The organism is Aureicoccus marinus (assembly GCF_002954325.1).
Classification (GTDB): domain Bacteria; phylum Bacteroidota; class Bacteroidia; order Flavobacteriales; family Flavobacteriaceae; genus Aureicoccus; species Aureicoccus marinus.
This window is the reverse complement of the sequence record NZ_MQVX01000001.1, coordinates 1,391,094-1,411,097: the sequence shown is the minus strand read 5'-3', so window position 1 is coordinate 1,411,097 and position 20,004 is coordinate 1,391,094. Positions and strand designations below refer to the sequence as shown.

The window sequence follows — 20,004 nt, the reverse complement described above, 5'->3', positions numbered from 1 at the left end:
CCTAACCGTGCATGGTCTCTTTTTTGCCCAGATCTTTCATGAGTTGGGCTTCATAAGCCAGGAGGTCTTGCCATTTTTGGTCGACTTCTTCTCGCTTGCCAAATTTTCGAGCAAAGCCTAAGAACATGGTGTAGTGGTTGGCTTCGCTGATCATGAGTTTGCGGTAAAATTCAGCGAGATCCTCGTCCTGAATGTGCTCTGATAGTAGGCGGAAACGTTCACAGCTTCTCGCTTCGATAAGAGCGGCGTAGAGCAATTTGTGGATCAGGTGGGTTTCGCGGCTTCCTCCCTTGGGGAAGAATTTCATCAATTCGATAACGTATTCATCTTTGCGCTCACGTCCTAAGACCCAACCTCTTTTGAGGATGTGGTCGTGTACCATGCGGAAGTGCCCCATTTCTTCCTGCGCCAAAGCAACCATCTCTTCCACCAGTTCTGATTTTTCCGGAAATCCAATGATTAAAGAAATCGCCGTGCTGGCCGCCTTTTGCTCGCAGTAGGCGTGGTCGGTTAGGATCTCTTCGATGTTTTTCTCTACGATATTGACCCAGCGGGGATCGGTGGGTAATTTGAGTCCTAACATTACTTTTTCTTCAGCCATTTCTGCAAGTTTAACGTGATTCTGCAAAAATACGCCACTTGCCCATATACGAAAGCCTTTTGCGGATAGTTATCTTTGTAGATATACGCATGTGATCCCTATGCCTACGACCCAAAATATGGTTGCATTATTGGAAGCCCTGCCCGGTTACGACTGGTTGCAGGGACGTCTGCAAGGACTTAAGGATGCCGATTCAGCTCGCGATCTGTACATGGCTTACACTTTATGTGCTCAGCACTTTGCTGATACCCCGATGAAGGGGGCTGAACAGACCCACTCTTTGTTTGGGATTCATCCTCCCAGCGAGAAGGAATATGCCCGTTTGAGCTTGCTTCACGCAGCTCTGGAAGATCGTGCTGCTTTTTACACACCCAAGGTATTGAAGTTGATTCAGGTGGCCGATACCGGTGAGCTGATCACCTTTTTGCGCTACTTGGTTGTCTTGCCGGAGCACAAGCAATTTGTCTTTGCTGCGGTAGAAGCTCTGCGCACCAATATCGCCGATGTGTTTGAAGCCATTGCGCTAAACAACCCTTATCCCAAGGCTTTCTTCAATGAACAGCAATGGAACCAGATGTACCTAAAGGCTGCCTTTATGCAATTGGATCTAACGCAAATTGATGGGGTAGAAGAGAGAGCCAATAACAACCTTACCCGTATCATCTCGGATTATGCACACGAACGATGGGCGGCCTCAAGGCAAATTGACCCTTGTATATGGAGGCCTGTGAGTCCTTTTTTGGATGCCGTTCTGCTTACCGATATGAAGCGCCTTTTTGGAAGTGATTACAAGGCCGAACGCCTAGCGGGGTATTTGGTCGCAAAGAAGGCTGGGTCAGCGGATTTACAAGAAGAAATAAAACACAACGCAGCCCTAGAGACTGAGATTCCCGAAGGAAACCCATGGGAGGCTGTTCGGGACCTCTGGACTAGCGAATTGAACTAATTGTTGTTTAAAAATACTATGGAAGAAAAACTACGTTGGATTGACCCTCACGTGCACATGAGTGCCCGAACCACAGACGATTACGAAGCCATGGCTGCTGCTGGTGTTGTGGCGGTGATCGAGCCTTCTTTTTGGCTGGGGCAACCCCGAACACAAGTGGGTTCTTTTCAGGATTACTTTTCCAGTCTTGTGGGCTGGGAACCTTTTAGAGCCAGTCAGTTTGGAATCAAACATTACTGCACTATTGGTCTCAACTCCAAAGAAGCGAATAACGAAGCCTTGGCCGAAGAGGTCATGGAATTATTGCCTCTTTACTTGCACAAAGAAAATGTGGTGGCTGTGGGTGAGATTGGTTACGACGACCAGACTCCCGCAGAGGACAAATACTTCAGAGCTCAATTGGAGTTGGCCAAGGAGTTGGATTTGCTGGTGCAGATTCACACGCCTCACCGCGATAAGAAAGCCGGGACTCACCGCAGTATGGAAGTCTGTCTGGAGCACGGTTTGGATCCAGGGCGGGTGGTCATCGACCACAACAATGAAGAGACCGTTCAGGAGGTCCTCGACAAAGGCTTTATCGCTGCCTTTACCATTTATCCCAAAACCAAGATGGGGAACAAGCGTATGGTGGAAGTGGTCAAGCGTTTTGGTAGCACCAACATTATCGTTGACAGTTCTGCCGATTGGGGGGTCAGTGATCCTCTGGCTGTACCAAAAACAGCTTCCTTGATGCTGCGTGAAGGCGTGCCAAAGGAAGATGTCGTCAAGACCTGTTACCAAAATGCCTTGGATGTTTTTGGTATGTCCGGAAAGATGAAAGAAGAACACTGGTTGGATGCCCCGGGCATTGATCAGCGTCAACTCTTTGAAGACAACAGCGTCTTGCGCGGACAAGAGCCTCGTGTAGATAGCGATACCATCAGCTAATGAACCCCACGCTTAAAGCGTACATCCAATTGTGTCGTCCGGCGAACTTGCCGACGGCTGCTGCTGATATTTTGGCGGGTGCGGCGATTATGGCTGGAGTACCTGCAACTCAACCTCATTATTTTACGGATTTGGGGGAAAGAGTCAGTTTAATGCATATCCCACCGTTTGGTCATTTCCTTGCCATCGTATTTTCATCCATCTTGCTCTATGCTGGAGGAGTGGTGTTGAATGATTTTTTTGATTCCGATTTGGATGCCAAGGAAAGACCTGAACGGCCTATTCCCTCGGGTAAAGTAGGACGATTTTCGGTCTTGTGGTTCGGATCATTTCTGCTGTTCTTTGGAGTTATTCTATCTTTCCTTATGTCCCCGAGAAGTGGATATATAGCTTTCTTACTTGCTGGAATGATTGTGCTTTACAATTGGAAGGCCAAACACCATACTATCGCTGGCCCAATAGCCATGGGGAGTTGCCGAGCCCTTAATTTAATGTTGGGAATGAGTTATTACACTAGCTATGGTATCAAACCGATCTATTTGCTAATACCCCTTCTGTACATTGGAGCTGTAACTTCAATTAGTCAGGGAGAGGTGCATGGAGGACGAAAGGGTACTCAGGCTTTTGCGGCATTTCTCTATGCGGTGGTGGGCATACTTATACTCTATTTGGCCTACGAAGCCCAGGGAAACTGGCAGTTGACGGTAGGAGTATTGGTATTGTTTTATTATCTCGTGGGGAAACCCCTATACAAAGCTTGGAAAGAGCCGAAAGCAGAGAATATCCGTAAAGCCGTAAAATGGGGCGTAATGTCTTTAATTGTTCTGGATGCCGCTATCGCTTCCGGTTACGCCACACCTTGGATTACCCTCATCATTTTAGCACTTTTTCCTCTTTCACGTACGCTTTCGAAAGTCTTTGCCGTTACTTAATTTTGAGCAACGTGAAAACACCGCCCAACATAGAACAGGAGTTTGTCGTACCCTTTCGGTACCAGGTCTTGTTTACCCGTCATTTGTTTGATCCTAAAAATGAATTGCTAAAGCAGGTTTACAGCGGTCTTCGCGGCCCTGTCAAAACTTTGGTGGTAGTGGATGAAGGTTTTTTGCGTCATTGGCCTGATTTCAAAAAGCAGGTTGAGGCCTATTTTGAATTCCATTCCGATGCCATGCAACTGCAGCACATTTTGGAAGTGCCCGGAGGAGAGGCGAGCAAGGCTGATGATACCCAATCCAACAAGGTTTTAAAAGCCATTGACGATTACCATATTTGCCGTCACTCGGTGGTCTTGGCTGTCGGTGGAGGAGCCGTCATCGATATGGCCGGTTTTGCCGCGGCTATTGCACACCGAGGGGTAAAACTCATTCGCATTCCGACTACTGTTTTGGCACAGAACGATGCCGCTGTCGGGGTTAAGAACGGAATCAACGCCTTCGGAAAAAAGAATTTTATCGGCAGCTTTGCCCTCCCAATCGCCATCATCAATGATTCTCAACTCCTTACTTCTCTGGAGCAGCGCGACTGGATTGCTGGAATTGCGGAAGCCGTTAAGGTATCTCTATTACAGGATGCCGATTTCTATTATTGGATAGAAAACCATACCCAAGCCTTGAGAGAGCGGTCAGAGGAAGAAATGAATGAACTCATTTACCGCTGCGCTTTACTGCATACCAATCACATCAGCCAGGGAGGAGACCCCTTCGAATCGGGATCTTCCCGACCGCTGGACTTTGGCCATTGGTCCGCTCATAAAATGGAGCAACTCACTCAGTACGACTTACGTCATGGAGAGGCGGTTGCCCTAGGGATTTGCTTGGATTTGGCCTACGCAAGACAGAAAGGCTTTATTGAAGAGGAGGTCTTTAGCCGTGTTAAAGGGGTATTTGAGTCACTGGGTTTCCCAATGACTATTCCCGAGAACATCGATAGCCAAGAGCTTCTAAAAGGATTGGAGGAGTTCCGTGAACACCTGGGTGGACAACTTACCATCACCCTGATCAAAGGAGTGGGTCATCAATACGATGTCCACGAGATTGACGAAGACCTGATGGCCTTATCTATAGAAGAAATGAAAGCTCCTTCACTACACCGGACTTCATGAAAATAAACCAGGAGGCCCATCTGAGTTATTGCAGCAACACCCATCCGGGACAGGACTGGGTAGAAAGTTTTCATCATTTACAGCATTATCTACCGACAATTAAGGCCGAGGTTTCTCCTGAGGAGTCTTTTGGCGTTGGTTTAAGGCTTTCCAATACCGCTAGCGAAGAACTCCTTCAAGGAGAGCAACTGGCAGAGTTTAAAGCTTGGCTCAAGCAGGAAGACCTCTATGTTTTTACTTGTAATGGCTTCCCTTACGGAGATTTTCACGGGCAGGAGGTCAAAGACAAGGTGCACGAGCCGGACTGGACTACTCCTGAACGATTGGATTACAGTCTCCGATTGCTTTATGTTATGGGAGCCTTAGTTCCCCGCGGAAGTGAGGGCAGTATTTCGACCTCTCCCATCACCTATCGGCATTGGCATCAAAAAGAGGATCTTCAAGGAATTCAGCAAACTGCAGCCGATGCGATTGCCATCTGGATTGAGGAAGCGGCTATTTTGGAAGAGCAAACCGGGACCTATATCCATTTAGACATGGAACCGGAACCCGATGGACTTTTGGAGAATAGTGACGAATTCCTCGCCTTTTTTCAGGATTACGTTCTACCCAGCGGAAAGGCCCGTTTTGAATCGCAAGGTTTAAACCAGCGAGAGGCGGAGGCCCGAGTGCGGCGGTACTTCACCCTCTGTTATGATGTTTGTCATTTCTCTTTGGCCTACGAAGCCCCAGAACTGACTTGGAAGAAGATTCAAGAAGCCGGGGTCCTCATTGGTAAAGTGCAGCTCAGTTCCGCCCTCAAACTGTCGACGGAAAATGAGACGAAAGAGAAGCTGCTTACTGCGCTCAAACAGTTTCAAGAACCCACCTATCTGCATCAAGTTACCCAGAACAGTAGTAAGGGGGTGAAAACCTATAGCGATATCCCTGTCCTTTTAGAGGAGAATCCTGAATTTGAGGAGTTAAGAGCTCATTTTCATGTTCCTGTATTTTTGGAGGACTATGGTGTCTTGCAATCCACCCAAGACCAATTGCTGGACTTGTTTGAATTGATGCGTAGCCAAAATATCAGCAGGCACTTTGAGGTGGAAACCTATACCTGGGATGTTTTGCCCCAGGACCTGAAGGCCCCTTTGGAGGAGTCTATCATACGGGAGCTCAAGTGGGTGCAAACCCATTGGCCCAAGCCCTAAAAGGAAGATTCAATGAAGAAAACGGTTGTTATTAATGTGGTAGGCCTGAGTAACAGGCATATCGGTGAACACACTCCCCGTATAGCGGCCTTTCAGAAGGAGGGGCAGAACCGGGTGATTAAGCCCGTTTTACCTGCAGTGACCTGTACTACTCAAAGTACCTACCTGACAGGGAAAAGCCCGCAAGAACATGGAATAGTGGCTAATGGCTGGTATTTTAAGGACGAATGTGAGGTCAAGTTTTGGCGCCAATCCAATAAACTGGTGGAGGCTTCTAAGATCTGGGATGAGCTCAAAGCAATGGATCCCGACTTTAGTTGTGCCAATCTGTTTTGGTGGTACAATATGTATTCGACGGCCGATTATTCGGTTACTCCGCGACCTAATTACTTAGCGGATGGGCGTAAAATCCCGGATTGCTATAGTTTCCCGGCGGGTTTGCGAGATGAGTTACAAGCGCAATTTGGAGACTTCCCGCTCTTTAAATTCTGGGGACCTCGCACCTCGATTGAGTCGAGCCAATGGATTGCGGATGCGGCGATTTATACAGACAAAAAATACAACCCGACCCTGAGCTTGGTGTATCTGCCTCATATGGACTACAATCTGCAGCGTTATGGAGTAGAGGATGCACGGGTTCACAAAGACTTACAAGAGATCGACGCGGTCGTGGGGCAGTTGCTGGATCATTTTGAAGGTTCAAGGATTATTTTGCTTTCGGAGTACGGTATTACACCAGTAAGCCGACCGGTGCATCTGAATCGCGAGCTTCGCAAAGCGAATTTACTCGGTATTCGGGTCGAACGCGGATTAGAACTGTTGGATCCAGGTGCCAGCAAAGCTTTTGCAGTTGCTGATCACCAATGGGCTCATATCTACCTCAATGATGAAGCTTGTCGTGAGCAGGTTCGTGAAATCCTGCAGAGCACGCCGGGTGTTGAAAAGATATGGGAAGGGGAGCAGCGCAATGAGGTCGGAATGAACCATGCCAGAAGCGGAGATTTTGTGGTTATGGCCGATCAAGACAGTTGGTTTACTTACTATTTCTGGGAAGACGATCGCAAGGCTCCCGATTATGCTCGAATGGTGGATATTCACAAAAAACCGGGCTATGATCCGGTTGAGATGTTTACTGATCCCAATGATCCCTTAGTTACCGCCAAGGTGATAAAAAAATTAATCGCTAAGAAGCTGGGATTCCGCACGGTTATGAATGTTATTCCTTTAAAGGCGGAGCTGGTAGGTGGATCCCATGGGCGTATGCCGGAGGATGAAAAGGATTTTCCTGTATTTTTAAGCAATATGCCTGAGGTTGATACGCCAAAGCAAGTAGAGGCCACCGAGGTATATGATTTGATTAAACAGCACGTTATCAAAGAGTAACCCTACCAAAACTTGAATATGAAAGCACTTTTTAAACTCCTGGCCTTTGTCTTAATGCTGATGTTTGTTTACGCAGCTTATGTACAAGGAAACGATCCTGACCCCTTGAAATGGTACTTGATGTACGGATTCGCGGCCTTCGCGTCTCTTTTGTTTCTCTTCGGTCGTTTTCGTCCGATTATGGGCCTGATTGCCTTTATTTTCTTTGCTTATACGACCTACAACAACTGGCCAGCAAGCTTTGAAGGTGTTGGTGGTGTTGATGGAGATTTCCTTAAAATGGGAACCGACAACATCAATGTTGAGATGGGCAGAGAAGCTCTTGGAACAGCCATTGCAGCTGTCGCCATGCTCTTGTACGCCTTAGGGGCTTGGATTACAGGGCCAAAAGAGGACTAAAAGTCTAAATCAAATTCTTTACGTAAAAGGTCGATCGCTGGATTCTTCTTGCGAAGTTTTTCGTACTTCTCTTGAGGAGTGAAAGCGTACTTTTCGGCCACCTCTGTACTGACCTCTAGTTTGAGGTGAAGGCTGTAATTCTTTAAGCCCTCCCGCAAATAAGTGAGTAGGGGACCTTGTTCGCGCTCAATTTCTTTTTTCATGGTATCATTGGCCAATTGCAATTGGATCCCATGGGTTGGTGTTAATCGAGGGCTATCGGAGGCCAAATTAGCGGCCAAAATCTTCTGGCCATTCTCTTCCAATTGCTTTAGATAGGCCTGCCACTTTTCCATAAAGGCCTCTGTGGTGTAGGCTTCGTGGGGAAGGTCCTCTGGATTCGAACTTTGTTGCTGCTTTTGTGCTTCCCAATCTTTTTTCTTCTGTATGCTCGAGAGCGATAAAGCCGATGCTTTGCGTTGAGGGGCTACTTGGGCTTTGGGTTTTTCCTCGACTGCGGTAATAGTGGTCTCGGGCGTTGAGCTCTTCGCCTGAGTTGGTTCTGCTACAGGAGCTTGGATTGTAACTTCACTTTTTGCTTTGCTTGTCATGACCTCCGGAGCAGTAGGTGTCGGCTCGATAGGTTTTGGAGTCGCTGGGGCCTGCGCGTTTTCCAGTGATGTTGGAGCTGTTGGAGTAGTTCCTATGGCTGTTTGGGGTGCTTGGTCTTCTGGTTTAGCTTCTGTTTGTGAAACCTTAGCTACAGGCTCAGAAGAGGCAACTACGGCGGGTTGTACACTGGGTTTAGGGACTTCGGTAGGGGCAGGGGCTGCTTTCTGTTCTCTGACTACAGCGGCTGCTAGGAGCCCACTAGTGTTTTTTTTTTCGGCCTCTACTCTGATGGAAGCGAGTTTCATCAGGCACAATTCTACCAACAGACGTTGGTTCTTGCTGGCCTTGTATTGCAGATCGCACTGGTTGGCCAAGTCAATCGCTTGTAGCAGTTGGGCAGAAGACCAAAGAGCGCTTTGCTCTTGGTACTGTTGTTTCATTCCTTCGGTCACTTCCAATAAGGGGAAGGTTTCGGGTTGTTTCGCCACTTGGAGGTCGCGGAAGTGAGCAGCCAGTCCTGCAATGAAAATTTGTCCATCGAAGCCCTTGTTCAGCACTTCTTCAAAAAGCAGAAGTAAGTTGGGGATTTGCCCTTCATACATGGCCTGAGTCGCCTTAAAATAGGTTTCGTGGTCCAGAATACTCAAACTATGAGCAACCGCTTGTCTATTGAGATTTTTGCCAGAAAAACTCACTACGCGATCGAAGATCGATAGGGCATCTCGCATCGCACCGTCCGCTTTTTGAGCGATGATGTGCAAGGCCTCGTCTTCGGCCTGAACACCTTGTTCAGCGGCTATTTTTTTGAGGTATTCGGCTGCATCTTTTACAGAAATCCTTCTGAAATCAAAGATCTGACAACGCGAAAGGATGGTGGGCAGGATTTTGTGTTTCTCGGTTGTAGCCAAGATAAAAATGGCGTGAGCTGGTGGTTCCTCCAAGGTTTTCAAGAAGGCGTTGAAGGCGGCCTGCGAGAGCATGTGCACCTCGTCAATGATATACACCTTATAGCTTCCTACCTGGGGTGGAATACGGACCTGATCAATCAGGGAACGGATGTCGTCAACAGAATTGTTTGAAGCCGCATCCAACTCAAAAATATTAAAAGAGTAATCCGTGTCTTCAATGGGAGCGGCTACTTCGGTACGGGCTTGTTCAGCCTCGTTGATGCGCTTTGCCAGGATACGCGCACAGCTGGTCTTACCTACACCACGGGGGCCACAGAATAAAAGGGCCTGAGCCAGGTGATTGGTCGTGATGGCATTTTCTAAGGTATCGGTAATGGCCTGTTGCCCGACAACATCAGCAAATTGCTGCGGTCGGTATTTCAGCGCCGATACGATAAAATGTTCCATGCCATTGGGCTTTCATACAAAGATAAAAATCGCCTTTTCATATTGGTTTGGATGTCTGGCTTCGAAGGAAATACTTATTAACAATACCTGTACCTTTGCCGCGAGCAGGCCACCTTATCGCTCGTCCTTCGTGGACGGGAGGAAAGTCCGGACACCACAGTGCAGCATAGCGGGTAACGCCCGTCCGCCGAGAGGTGAGGACCAGTGCAACAGAAAGCAAGTACAGTTCGGCTGTAGTGAAATCAGGTAAACTCTATGCGGTGAAACGCCATGTACACCAGTGTTTGAGGGCGGCACGCCCGAATTGGGGGGTAGGCGGCTAGAGCTTTCGGGTAACCGGAAGTCCAGATAAATGATAAGGCTCGACAGAATCCGGCTTATGGCCTGCTTTTCTTTTTTAGGAGCACACCATTACGGGTGCGTAAAAAAGCTAAAGACGCTACTCCCGTATTTGCGGCTTTCAAAAAAACCAGGAGCGTCCTCAAAATCAATTTGTGGCCGGTGTTCCAAAATAAAGCAACCCTCTTCTGCTAAAACTGGATTTTCGGTATTCATCACGGATTCTACCAATTGTAGTAGGATGTCTTTGTCAAAATCATAAGGAGGATCTGCGAAGACAAAGTCCATCGGGTAGCGGTTTTTTTGCAAATAGACCATGGCCGAGGAGCGGATAGGAGTGATGGGAAGATCGAGCTCCTTGGTGGTTTTGTGGATGTACTGAATACAGCCATTGTGTTGGTCAACTGCGGTAACAAGTTCAGCCCCGCGAGAGGCGAATTCATAAGCGATATTTCCACTGCCGGCAAAGAGATCCAGAACCCGGGCTTCTTGAATGTGGTAGCGATGCTGCAAAAAATTGAAGAGCCCTTCCTTGGCCATATCGGTGGTTGGACGAATGGGCAACTTTTTTGGAGCCTGTAGTCTTCTGCCTTTGTGGACCCCCGAAATGATTCGCATTAGAAGCTGCTTAAAACGGCGAAGTCAATATAGTCTTCCGCCGTGTTCTGATTCAGTTGATAGGGGTTTTTCGGAAAGAAGATCGACATCTTTTTCAGATAACGATCGCACAGCGCGTAGAGTGGATCTCCTTCAGCGATATCGCCTAGCATTTTGACCTCGACCTGATCCTTGTCCAGTCCGAGCTGTTCAAGGGCGAACAAAAGGAAATACAGGAAGTCTTCTTGGGTGGTGTATTCGAAATGGTTGTACAACAAGAGATTCTTTCCTTTGAGAACGACCAACTCTAGGGAGCGATCTCCAACATTGACAAAGGCTTGGGGCTGGTCGTCCCAACCGGGCATCTGTAATAGACTTTGAATAAGAATGCTCCCGCTGTGTAGCACTTCCACAGAAGGAAATAAATCCTTGATGTAGGCATTGACTCCATCAAAAGGAACATAGACATTCACCAAATCGGTGTGCAACATCTCGTCGTAGTCGATTTCGTCTGAGCGCTGAATACGGGTGTTGAGTTTGAGGTAATGGGCCAACTCCGTCGGGTCAAATAAACTCTTAGGAACCAGGCTGAATTGAGGAGAACTGTGTATGATCACCACCTCTGCAAAGGGCTCTCTGCCCAAATCAAAGAGATGGAAGAAGGCCTTGAGCTCTTCACCAATGGTGCTGGCTTTGGTGCCTTCGGGTAAGGCCATTCTCTTGCTGGCCTCAATGGTTTGGTTCTCCTGATTTAGGATGGAAAAAGAAAGTCCATTCAAGCTAGCCTGAATGGACAATTTCTTTGTAACCGTCGTTACGTTATGCGAACTATTTCTTTCTGTCATAGATAGAAGGCCAGTTTCCACTGGTACTTACTTCGTCCATAGAACCAACACGGATTTCATCACCATCGACTTCCTCGATACTTTCATGAGCATTTTCCTTGATTCTTAAATCTTGTGGTTGATCGTAAAGGATCACGTCTTTCTTAACACTAGCGACAAACACTGGAGCAGTAAATCCTCCTTTATCCACTGTGCCAGCTTCCATAGAGAATTTCTCATCTCCTTGTGCCCCAGGTACAGAAGCTAGATTCTTGTAGCGATCACTGTTTCTGAAGAGTGAGTCACGTACTTTAACGAAACCTAGCGTGTCAACGACTACCGTGTCAACCTGCAAGTCGATTCGGTAGATCTTGTCGTAACGCATGAAAGAAGAATCTCTTTGTTGCGTGATCGTGTATTGTGCTGTGTCAACAAAAGCAATGAGGTTATCGAAATTCTTAGCGTATTGTCCGGTGACTGATTTATGAGCCTCCTGCGCATCGCGGATATCCTTAAGCTTTACAATGACGGCAGAGAAGCGCTCTTGTCGTACTTTGTTGAATTTGATTGGAGCGTTTACGGACTGAAAGATCATGTAGCCCAAAACGATACAAACGAGCCATAAGACAATTTGCAGAATGGTTTTCATTTTACGGAGTTATTTTGTTAAAGTGGTTAGCAACAAATCTATCATTTTTTTTTAATCGATAAACTTTAAATGCCAATTTCAGCCCTATCTTAGAGGGCTAAAGCAGGCGATTGACAGCCACTGAATTCTTCACTTTCCTTAAACGCAAATTTCCCTTCGATCTTACATCGGAGCAGGAAGAAGTATTGCGTATGCTCGCCAGCTTTTGTGTCGATGGTAAAAAAGGCCAGGTGTTTTTGCTCAAAGGATACGCGGGAACCGGTAAAACAACCTTGCTCAGTGTCTTGAATAGTCAACTCTGGCACCTGAAAATGAAAGCGGTACAGCTAGCGCCCACCGGAAGGGCAGCCAAAGTCATCCGCCTGTACTCCGGTAAAGAGGCCAGTACCATTCACCGCAAGATTTACAATCCCAAGTCTGAACCCGGCGGGGGTGTCAAATTTGTTTTGGCGCGGAATACCCACCGAGACACGCTCTTTTTGGTCGATGAGGCCTCCATGATTCCCGATCAACCTTCCGATCAAAAAATGTTCGAAAACGGTTCTCTATTGCAGGATTTGATTAAGTACGTAGACTCAGGAGTGCGTTGTAAACTTATCCTTATTGGGGATACGGCTCAATTGCCTCCTGTTCGATCTGACTTGAGCCCGGCTCTGGATGAGCATACCCTCAGCCTTTCTTTTTCGAAGGAAGTGCAACCGGCCGAGTTAACCGACGTGGTTCGTCAGGCTGCGGAGTCCGGCATACTGGTAAATGCGACGCGTATTCGGGAACAGCTTCAGGAAGAGTTTTTTGAACAGTTTCAGTTTGAACTTGTGGGTTACCCTGATATTGTACGCTTGGTGGATGGCTACGAGATTCAGGAAGCCATTGACGAATCCTATTCGGAAGTGGGTCGTGAAGAAACCGCCCTCATTGTTCGCTCTAACAAGCGGGCGATACGCTACAACCAGACCATTCGCCAAAAAATCCTGTTCCTGGATCAGGAAGTGGCCATCGGGGACTACCTCATGGTGGTACGCAACAATTATTTCTGGCTCGATCCAAAATCTGAGGCAGGCTTTGTTGCCAATGGAGACATCGTCGAATTGTTGGAACTCTTTGGTATTAAGGAACTCTACGGTTTCCGTTTTGCAGAAGCCAAAGTCAAATTGGTGGATTATCCGGATCAGAAACCCTTCGAAACCGTTTTGCTTTTGGACACCCTTAATGGGGAAGGGCCTTCACTTTCTTACGAAGAAAGCAACCGCCTTTACCAGTCTGTTCGTGAAGATTACGCGGATGAAAAGTCGAACTATAAGCGCTTTTTGGCCGTCAAAAACAACAAGTACTTCAATGCCTTGCAAGTGAAGTTTGCCTATGCCTTGACTTGTCATAAGTCCCAGGGGGGACAGTGGTCCAGGGTATTTGTGGAACAGCCTTATCTGCCTGATGGCGTAAACCGGGATTATTTGCGCTGGCTTTATACAGCCGTTACCCGGGCCAGAGAGAAGCTGTACCTCATTGGTTTTCCTGGCTCGTTTTTTGCAGAATAACTATATTAGAAGAAGAGAATACATTATGTCACAAGAATTAATCGCAAGTCTTTTTTTAGGAATTGGCCTGGCCGCCTCGGCAGGTTTCCGAGTCTTTTTACCTCTTTTTGCTTTGAGTCTGGCTTCTAACTACGGAATATTGGAACTCAATGAAAGCTGGGATTGGATTGGCAGTACGGCTGCAATTACCACCCTGGGGATCGCTACCGTAGCGGAGGTATTTGCCTACCTGATTCCTTGGGTCGATAACGCTTTAGACAGTATTGCCATACCCTTGGCCGCAATTGCCGGAACAGCCGTAATGGTTGCAACGGTTTCGGATCTGGATCCCGTTATTACCTGGTCCCTGGCTATTATAGCAGGGGGAGGAACCGCCACCGCGATAAAAGGCGCCAACGCCGCCGGTCGTCTTACTTCAACAGCGACAACCGGGGGACTCGCGAATCCCGTGGTGGGCGCGGTCGAGACTGGAGCCGCAGCAACCGTTTCCTTGGCCTCTCTTTTTATGCCCGTCATCGCTGGGATTCTGGTGGTATTTATCCTGTTTTTTGTCTTTTTTATTTACCGCAAGCTCCGTCCTCGACGCAAAACTGCTTAAATGCCGAAGAAACTACATGTGGTTGCTCTGATACCCGCTCGGTATCAGGCCAGCCGTTTTCCCGGAAAACTACTCAAAGACCTGGGCGGTAAACCGGTCCTGGCCCGCACTTATGAAGCGGTGGTCAACAGCCAACTATTTGATGAGGTCTATGTGGTCACCGATGATGACCGTATACAAAGGTGTATTACCGGTTTGGGTGGAAAAGTACTGCGCAGTCAGCAAGAGCACGATACCGGAAGTGATCGTCTTGCAGAAGCCATCGACTATATCGACACAGATGTAGCTATTAATGTACAAGGAGACGAACCCTTCATCGATCGGGAATCCTTGGCCCAACTTATTCGCCTTTTTGAAGCGGATGAACAAAAAGAAATTGATTTGGCTTCCTTGATGGTGCGCATTGAGGAGGAGGAAAGAATCGTCAATCCCAATGTGGTCAAGGTCGTGACAGACCAGGCGGGCTTCGCCCTCTATTTTTCTCGCTCTCCGATTCCCTATCCAAGAGATCAAGAGGCCAAGGCACCTTATTACCAGCATATCGGGGTCTATGCCTTCCGTCGCCAGGCATTGTTGGATTTTAAAGAACTCCCAATTGCACCCTTAGAGGCGAGCGAAAAAATCGAAGCCATTCGTTTTTTGGAGTACGGACGTCGACTTCGAATGCTCGAAACCAGCCGCCCCAGTATCGGTATCGATACGCCGGAAGACCTGGAGGAGGCCAATGCTAAATGGAACCAAAACAACACATGAATTCACCTGATTACTCCCACATTAAAGTGGTTGGCTTTGATGCCGACGATACCCTGTGGGTAAACGAGTCCTATTTCAGAGAAACCGAAGAGGGCTTTGCGGCGCTTTTAGAAGGCTACGAGACCAAGAATAAGATCGATCAGGAATTGTTTAAGGTCGAAATGCAAAACCTGGGCATTTACGGTTATGGGATCAAAGGTTTTATGCTGTCTATGATAGAGTCTGCTTTGGACCTTTCGAACGGAGAGGTGCCGCCAGAAACCCTGTGGAAAATACTGGAAATGGGGAAGACCATGATTTCGCATCCGGTCGAACTGTTGGAAGGCGTGGAGGAGGTACTTCAAGCCCTGCAACCCCATTACCGCCTGATAGTTCTAACCAAAGGAGATCTTTTGGATCAGGAGCGGAAGCTCGAAAAGTCGGGCTTAATCGATTACTTCCACCACGTCGAGGTGCTGAGCGATAAGCAATCCTCGAACTACGCCCACCTCTTAGAACACTTGCAAATCCCGGTAGAAGAGTTTTTGATGATTGGGAACTCCCTAAAATCGGATGTACTGCCTCTTATTGAATTGGGGGCTCAGGCGGCGCACGTACCTTTCCATACCACCTGGGCGCATGAGGAAGTCAAGGACGAAGAACAACTACGCAAAGACTATTTAAAATTGGATTCTCTTCGGGATATACTGTCTTATCTGAAGCACTAGAACTTCCGCACCGAATCTCTTTCTTTTTTTATTCTCCGGCTGTTTACGCTTCTCGGAAAAATCATACCCGTACTGGAAAAGGTATTGCCAAAAGTGAGGGCCGCAGCGTAAACCTGCTGGATGGCATCAACCACTTGGGCATCAGAGAGCTGTTGCAGGGGGTGGGTATAGACCGACCAAATGATTTCGTCGGATAAGGCATAACGAACATCCAGGGCCGAATGAAAGTTGGCTACCAAAGCATTCAAAAGATCTTTTTCTTCCAAAGCACTCCGCTCCACAATCGGTGAGATGATGCGCATACGGTTCGCATTGGCGTCGTAGATGCACAAAAGCACGGACTGGTTCACCTTAAATTGAATCATGTTGTTTTGAGTCTGAACGGAGTCGGCTTCTTGACGAATGAGCTCCTCCAATCGTTCAGGAGTCATGTTTTGCGCCTGGAGCGCAAAGGGCAAGAAAAAAAGCAAAAGGAGAAATCTCATGGAATGGGTGTAGTATAGCTTATCTCTTGCTTGGACGAAAGTGAAAGGAAATCCTAACACTATTCCTGCATGGTGTGGTAGACGTTTTGTACGTCATCATCTTCCTCAATTTTTTCGAGAAGCTTTTCTACATCGGCCACCTGTTCTTCATTGAGTTGTTTAGTCACCTGAGGAATGCGTTCAAAACCGGATGAAAGAATCTCAATTTCGCGGCTTTCCAGTTCTTTTTGAATAGCTCCAAATTGCTCGAAGGGTGCGTAAATCAGAATTCCATCTTCATCCACAAAAACCTCCTCAGCCCCGTAATCAATCATTTCGAGTTCCAGCTCTTCGGGGTCGATACCCTCGCCATTGATACGGAAATTGCAGGTGTGGTCGAACATGAATTCCACTGAACCGGAGGTGCCGAGACTTCCGTTGCACTTGTTGAAGTAACTGCGGATGTTCGCCACGGTCCGGGTGTTGTTGTCGGTTGCCGTTTCGACCAGAATGGCAATACCGTGAGGCGCGTATCCTTCATAAAGCAGTTCTTTGTAGTCGCCCTGATTCTTATCGGAAGCGCGTTTGATGGCCCTTTCGATATTGTCTTTGGGCATGTTTACCGCCTTGGCATTTTGAATTACAGCACGCAGTCGGGAGTTGGCATCTGGATCAGGACCACCCTCTTTTACGGCCATGACAATATCCTTCCCGATACGGGTAAAGGCTTTGGACATGGCTGCCCAACGTTTCATTTTTCTGGCTTTGCGGAATTCAAATGCTCTTCCCATAATTCAATTCAATTCGAACAGTAACAAATTTAAAGAAACCCGACTAACCGTAAAGCTTTTCGATGGTGTGTGCCAGGGTAAAATCATTCTCGGTGATGCCCCCTGCATCATGAGTGCTCAGTTGGATGAGCAAACGGTTGTATACGTTGTACCAATCCGGGTGGTGCTTTTGGGCCTCGGCTTCAAACGCGATAAGGGTCATAAAGGCAAAACAGCTTTTAAAATCCTTGAATTCGAGTTTGCGATGTAGACGTCCATCTTCAAATGTCCAATGGGGTAGGTCCTGCAGTTTTTCGAGGATCTGGGATTCGTTTAATGCGGTCATAGTAATGCGTTTTGATAAAATTACGAAGGCAAAACACTTAGAGCAACTGGTGGTGCTCCACCACGTCCTGTACTTCGGCTTGTAAATAATCGGGCAGTGGATTGAACTTGGGCAGGGCCGCTAAGTAGCGGTCATCGTTTGTGGTGAATACCCTTTTGAGGCGAGGGTGATAATTCCCGAGTTTTTGAATGAGGTCCTTGATGAACTCTTCGTGGAGTACCAGGTCCTTGCTGCCCAAATGAAAAATCCCGCTCAGGTCGCGGTTAATGATGTAATGTACCTGTTGGCTTAATCGGTCATCATGGGTCACATTGACAATGAGGTTCGGGAAGACCTCTATGGGTTCCTTTTCATGGAGCGCCTTTTTGATTTCTTTTATCCGGGGTGATCCTTTCCCGAAGACCATGGGCAATCGGAGGATGGCGCTCTTTTCGGGAGGCAAGCGAAGCAAGGCGTTTTCTATTTTAATCTTCAATCGCCCATAAACACTCATCGATAAGGTTTTATCGAATTCGTACGAGGGAAATTTGCTGTAGGCATCAAAGACGTTGGCTGAGCTCATAAAAATTAAGCGGACCGGGTTGGCCTGTACGTATTCGATCAGGTGAATATGCGCCTGAACCTGTGCTGCAAATTCTCCTCTTAAAGTAGAAATGATGATGTCGGGTTTGTAGAGCTCGAGGTGAGCGACGATATCGTCATCTCGCATATCGTACTGGAAGAAATGCTGATTGCTTTCTCGTTGTGTGGTGTGGCAATAAGAGGCACGGGTATCGTAGTAGGGGGAAAGTTCTTTATAGAGACTTCCACCAATAAAACCGCTGCCACCGAGAATGACAATTTTCTTTTTCTTCGCTTTCTTCAATCCTTAGAATATAGGGGGTTAAGCGCGGGCTTGTGGAAGGTTAGCGTATTGGCCCGTCACTGCTTTCTAATTCTTAGGTAAAGCTAGGGGTTAAACTGCACTTTTAAAAGCAGGGAAGTGGGTTTTCGATTAAAGAATTGAGGCATCACTTAGCCGCTCGTTCCAAACGATCGTTGATGGTTTTACCCAGTCCTTCTTCCGGGAAGCGTTCAGCAAGGATGATGTCCAGTTCCAGGCTATCGAGTTTGTGCAGGCTTTGGTACAAATTGGCGGCTGCTTCTTTCAGACTTCCCTTTGCCGAAAGAACCTCTTGATAAATTGAGCCCTCGAGATCGGAATCTGCTCTGAATTGGAGAACGCCAATAGAGGAGCCCGGGTAGTTTCGAAGGGCAACTGCTAAATCATCAACCAGGACCATTTCGGTCTTTGGTGAATAGTGTTTAGAAAGCATTCCGGGAGCGTTGGGAGCCTTTTCTTTTTTGTTCCTTAAACTCACTTTTCCGACCACCTTTTCAATATCTTCCAAAGCCAATGAACCCAGACGGTATACAATCACCTCTCCCTCTTCAAATCCAACAATAGTAGACTCAATCCCTCGTTGACATTCGCCACCTTCCAAGACCATCGGGATTTGATCGCCAAAATAGGCTTCCACATGTTCCGCCCGTGTAGGGCTGATTCGATTAAAAGGATTCGCGCTGGGCGCCGCTATCGGAAAGTCAAGGGCCTGCAGTAGTTCTTGGGTGATGGGATGATTGGGAATACGAAGAGCAACGGTGTCTTTTCCGGCAGTGATTAAATCTGGAACAACTGCTTTTTTCTTCAGGATGAGGGTCAGGGGTCCGGGCCAAAAGTGATCGGCTAATTGACGGGCTTTTTCAGGAAACTCAGCTGCGATCTCATCAACCTGAGCCAAAGAGTGCAAGTGTACAATCAAAGGGTTAAAGAGCGGCCTTTGCTTCACTGCGAAAATGCTCTTCACCGCTTCCTGATCAAAGATATTGGCAGCAAGTCCGTAAACGGTCTCTGTGGGAATGGCCACGAGCTTGCCTTCAGAAAGAAGGGCAGCTGCCTGTTCAATGTCATCCGAAATGATGCTCATACGGCAAAGTTAGTGGGTTTAGGGCGGAAAGGAAATAAACAGGAGTCGGGCTTTAACTTCCGATCACCAGCCACAGGTTCGCGATCATGAGAATGCGCGCTACAAGCAGCGGAAAACTCCATTTTTTACCCAGACGGTACGAGAAGAATACCAGTGCTAAAAAAGCAAGGGGAAAAGCCAAACCCGAGACAATCCTGAGGGAGTAGGTGTAATGCTGACTATCTGAAGGCAGACTGTACCAGTTTACTTGACCAAAAATAGGAGATACGGAATATTCAATCTGTGGTTCATCATGGATGAGCTTGGCAAAATTCTCGGCTACCGAAATAGATTGTTCAGGGGTAATTACCCGATAGGAGTAGTGGTAGCCCTGGGCCGCGTTGTAGTAATTCTGTCTGTGCTTTTGTACTTCTTGAACTTCCGAAGTTTTGGACGAACCGGGCAAGGCATAATCCGCTAAAATAATCAGAGCAATTAGAGAGAAGAAAGCCAAGGAGATGGTTTTAATAGAGGGACTGCTGTTCTGCATGACGGCTCTTTACTTTCGGGTCCAGTATTGGGTTCTTCCCAGGAGTGAAACTCCCAGATAGCCTCTTACTTTGAGTTTTGATTTGTCCACGAGTTCCAGGTAGCACTTGTAGGTCTTGCCGTTCTCCGGATCCAAGATGGTGCCTCCATTGAATTCATCGCCGTCTTTCTCTAACCCTTCAATAATCACCAGGCCTTGAATGGGTTGGTTCTTTTTGGATCCCTTGCAACGGTCACAGAGCTTTCCTTCTTCACTGATATAGGAGTCCAAAATCTTCGCGAAGTACTGATCTCCTTTTTGGTAGATTTCGATCAAGGCCTTTTTTTCACCTGTTTTGTCGTCCGTGGTTTCCCACTGACCGAGAATGGTTTGACCGAAGGAGTTGGCACTGATCAAGAGAACCAGTAGCGATAGAAACTTTTTCATAGAA

The 20,004-nt window shown here is 47.4% G+C and carries 23 protein-coding genes and 1 other RNA gene; 12 read left to right on the top strand and 12 right to left on the bottom strand.

Translation table 11 applies throughout. The features are described 5' to 3' along the window. Nucleotide 1: 1 nt before the first annotated feature. The gene (gene miaE, locus BST99_RS06505) at nucleotides 2–583 is read right to left on the bottom strand and encodes a tRNA-(ms[2]io[6]A)-hydroxylase (RefSeq protein ID WP_105002453.1); all 582 of its coding nucleotides are present in this window, start codon (nucleotides 581–583) and stop codon (nucleotides 2–4) included. A 136-nt stretch (nucleotides 584–719) separates the two neighbouring features. Here miaE and BST99_RS06500 point away from each other — a divergent pair, with 136 nt between their 5' ends. Genes BST99_RS06500 through BST99_RS06470 form a run of 7 tightly spaced genes read left to right on the top strand, consistent with a single transcriptional unit; the run spans nucleotide 720 to nucleotide 7,550 of the window. Next, nucleotides 720–1,547, top strand: a complete 828-nt coding sequence (locus BST99_RS06500) for an EboA domain-containing protein (protein WP_146106231.1) — start codon at nucleotides 720–722, stop codon at nucleotides 1,545–1,547. Nucleotides 1,548–1,565: 18 nt separating this feature from the next. Further along, nucleotides 1,566–2,474: a TatD family hydrolase gene (locus BST99_RS06495; RefSeq protein ID WP_105001080.1), complete on the top strand. Its 909-nt coding sequence runs from the start codon at nucleotides 1,566–1,568 to the stop codon at nucleotides 2,472–2,474. After that, the gene (gene eboC / locus BST99_RS06490) at nucleotides 2,474–3,406 is read left to right on the top strand and encodes a UbiA-like protein EboC (RefSeq protein WP_105001079.1); all 933 of its coding nucleotides are present in this window, start codon (nucleotides 2,474–2,476) and stop codon (nucleotides 3,404–3,406) included. Before BST99_RS06495 ends, eboC begins: the two co-directional genes overlap by 1 nt. 11 nt (nucleotides 3,407–3,417) lie before the next feature. Then, complete coding sequence (locus BST99_RS06485; protein ID WP_181044173.1) at nucleotides 3,418–4,575, top strand: 3-dehydroquinate synthase; 1,158 nt, start codon at nucleotides 3,418–3,420, stop codon at nucleotides 4,573–4,575. After that, nucleotides 4,572–5,768, top strand: a complete 1,197-nt coding sequence (gene eboE, locus BST99_RS06480) for a metabolite traffic protein EboE (RefSeq protein ID WP_105001077.1) — start codon at nucleotides 4,572–4,574, stop codon at nucleotides 5,766–5,768. The genes BST99_RS06485 and eboE overlap by 4 nt, the downstream gene beginning before the upstream one ends. A 12-nt stretch (nucleotides 5,769–5,780) precedes the next feature. Further along, nucleotides 5,781–7,151 (top strand): alkaline phosphatase family protein, encoded by a 1,371-nt coding sequence (locus BST99_RS06475; protein ID WP_105001076.1) that lies wholly within the window; start codon nucleotides 5,781–5,783, stop codon nucleotides 7,149–7,151. Nucleotides 7,152–7,169: 18 nt separating this feature from the next. Beyond that, nucleotides 7,170–7,550: a transmembrane 220 family protein gene (locus BST99_RS06470; RefSeq protein WP_105001075.1), complete on the top strand. Its 381-nt coding sequence runs from the start codon at nucleotides 7,170–7,172 to the stop codon at nucleotides 7,548–7,550. Here the strand turns inward: BST99_RS06470 and BST99_RS06465 are convergent. Continuing rightward, nucleotides 7,547–9,496 carry a DNA polymerase III subunit gamma/tau gene (locus tag BST99_RS06465; RefSeq protein WP_105001074.1) on the bottom strand — a complete coding sequence of 650 codons (1,950 nt, stop codon included), beginning with the start codon at nucleotides 9,494–9,496 and terminating at the stop codon, nucleotides 7,547–7,549. The two genes, BST99_RS06470 and BST99_RS06465, sit on opposite strands and share 4 nt — an antisense overlap. Before the next feature lie 101 nt (nucleotides 9,497–9,597). Between BST99_RS06465 and rnpB the strand changes: the two genes are divergently transcribed. Continuing rightward, nucleotides 9,598–9,891: RNase P RNA component class A (rnpB, locus tag BST99_RS06460), an RNA gene on the top strand. A gap of 16 nt (nucleotides 9,892–9,907) precedes the next feature. Here rnpB and BST99_RS06455 read toward each other — a convergent pair. The 3 genes from BST99_RS06455 to BST99_RS06445 are packed head-to-tail and all read right to left on the bottom strand — an operon-like array spanning nucleotide 9,908 to nucleotide 11,851. After that, entirely contained in the window at nucleotides 9,908–10,453 is a 546-nt protein-coding gene (locus tag BST99_RS06455) for an RsmD family RNA methyltransferase (RefSeq protein ID WP_105001073.1), read from the bottom strand. Beyond that, nucleotides 10,453–11,277 (bottom strand): DUF3822 family protein, encoded by an 825-nt coding sequence (locus BST99_RS06450; protein ID WP_105001072.1) that lies wholly within the window; start codon nucleotides 11,275–11,277, stop codon nucleotides 10,453–10,455. The genes BST99_RS06455 and BST99_RS06450 overlap by 1 nt, the downstream gene beginning before the upstream one ends. Further along, entirely contained in the window at nucleotides 11,261–11,851 is a 591-nt protein-coding gene (locus BST99_RS06445; protein WP_317046122.1) for a hypothetical protein, read from the bottom strand. The genes BST99_RS06450 and BST99_RS06445 overlap by 17 nt, the downstream gene beginning before the upstream one ends. Before the next feature lie 164 nt (nucleotides 11,852–12,015). Between BST99_RS06445 and BST99_RS06440 the strand changes: the two genes are divergently transcribed. The 4 genes from BST99_RS06440 to BST99_RS06425 are packed head-to-tail and all read left to right on the top strand — an operon-like array spanning nucleotide 12,016 to nucleotide 15,498. After that, nucleotides 12,016–13,440 carry an ATP-dependent DNA helicase gene (locus BST99_RS06440; RefSeq protein ID WP_105001070.1) on the top strand — a complete coding sequence of 475 codons (1,425 nt, stop codon included), beginning with the start codon at nucleotides 12,016–12,018 and terminating at the stop codon, nucleotides 13,438–13,440. A gap of 25 nt (nucleotides 13,441–13,465) precedes the next feature. After that, nucleotides 13,466–14,038 (top strand): DUF4126 domain-containing protein, encoded by a 573-nt coding sequence (locus BST99_RS06435; RefSeq protein WP_105001069.1) that lies wholly within the window; start codon nucleotides 13,466–13,468, stop codon nucleotides 14,036–14,038. Then, the gene (gene kdsB, locus BST99_RS06430) at nucleotides 14,039–14,791 is read left to right on the top strand and encodes a 3-deoxy-manno-octulosonate cytidylyltransferase (RefSeq protein ID WP_105001068.1); all 753 of its coding nucleotides are present in this window, start codon (nucleotides 14,039–14,041) and stop codon (nucleotides 14,789–14,791) included. Then, nucleotides 14,788–15,498 carry an HAD family hydrolase gene (locus tag BST99_RS06425; RefSeq protein WP_105002452.1) on the top strand — a complete coding sequence of 237 codons (711 nt, stop codon included), beginning with the start codon at nucleotides 14,788–14,790 and terminating at the stop codon, nucleotides 15,496–15,498. Before kdsB ends, BST99_RS06425 begins: the two co-directional genes overlap by 4 nt. Here BST99_RS06425 and BST99_RS06420 read toward each other — a convergent pair. The 7 genes from BST99_RS06420 to BST99_RS06390 form a co-directional block, all read right to left on the bottom strand. Continuing rightward, nucleotides 15,495–15,983 (bottom strand): hypothetical protein, encoded by a 489-nt coding sequence (locus BST99_RS06420; RefSeq protein ID WP_146106230.1) that lies wholly within the window; start codon nucleotides 15,981–15,983, stop codon nucleotides 15,495–15,497. The two genes, BST99_RS06425 and BST99_RS06420, sit on opposite strands and share 4 nt — an antisense overlap. Before the next feature lie 59 nt (nucleotides 15,984–16,042). Beyond that, the gene (locus BST99_RS06415; protein WP_105001066.1) at nucleotides 16,043–16,753 is read right to left on the bottom strand and encodes a YebC/PmpR family DNA-binding transcriptional regulator; all 711 of its coding nucleotides are present in this window, start codon (nucleotides 16,751–16,753) and stop codon (nucleotides 16,043–16,045) included. A gap of 43 nt (nucleotides 16,754–16,796) precedes the next feature. Further along, the gene (locus BST99_RS06410) at nucleotides 16,797–17,078 is read right to left on the bottom strand and encodes a 4a-hydroxytetrahydrobiopterin dehydratase (protein ID WP_105001065.1); all 282 of its coding nucleotides are present in this window, start codon (nucleotides 17,076–17,078) and stop codon (nucleotides 16,797–16,799) included. 37 nt (nucleotides 17,079–17,115) lie between these two features. After that, nucleotides 17,116–17,943 (bottom strand): NAD-dependent epimerase/dehydratase family protein, encoded by an 828-nt coding sequence (locus tag BST99_RS06405; protein ID WP_105001064.1) that lies wholly within the window; start codon nucleotides 17,941–17,943, stop codon nucleotides 17,116–17,118. Between the two features lie 145 nt (nucleotides 17,944–18,088). After that, complete coding sequence (locus BST99_RS06400) at nucleotides 18,089–19,045, bottom strand: L-threonylcarbamoyladenylate synthase (protein WP_105001063.1); 957 nt, start codon at nucleotides 19,043–19,045, stop codon at nucleotides 18,089–18,091. Between the two features lie 52 nt (nucleotides 19,046–19,097). Next, nucleotides 19,098–19,574: a hypothetical protein gene (locus tag BST99_RS06395; RefSeq protein ID WP_105001062.1), complete on the bottom strand. Its 477-nt coding sequence runs from the start codon at nucleotides 19,572–19,574 to the stop codon at nucleotides 19,098–19,100. A gap of 9 nt (nucleotides 19,575–19,583) precedes the next feature. After that, nucleotides 19,584–20,000, bottom strand: a complete 417-nt coding sequence (locus BST99_RS06390) for a DUF2147 domain-containing protein (protein WP_105001061.1) — start codon at nucleotides 19,998–20,000, stop codon at nucleotides 19,584–19,586. Nucleotides 20,001–20,004 lie beyond the last annotated feature (4 nt).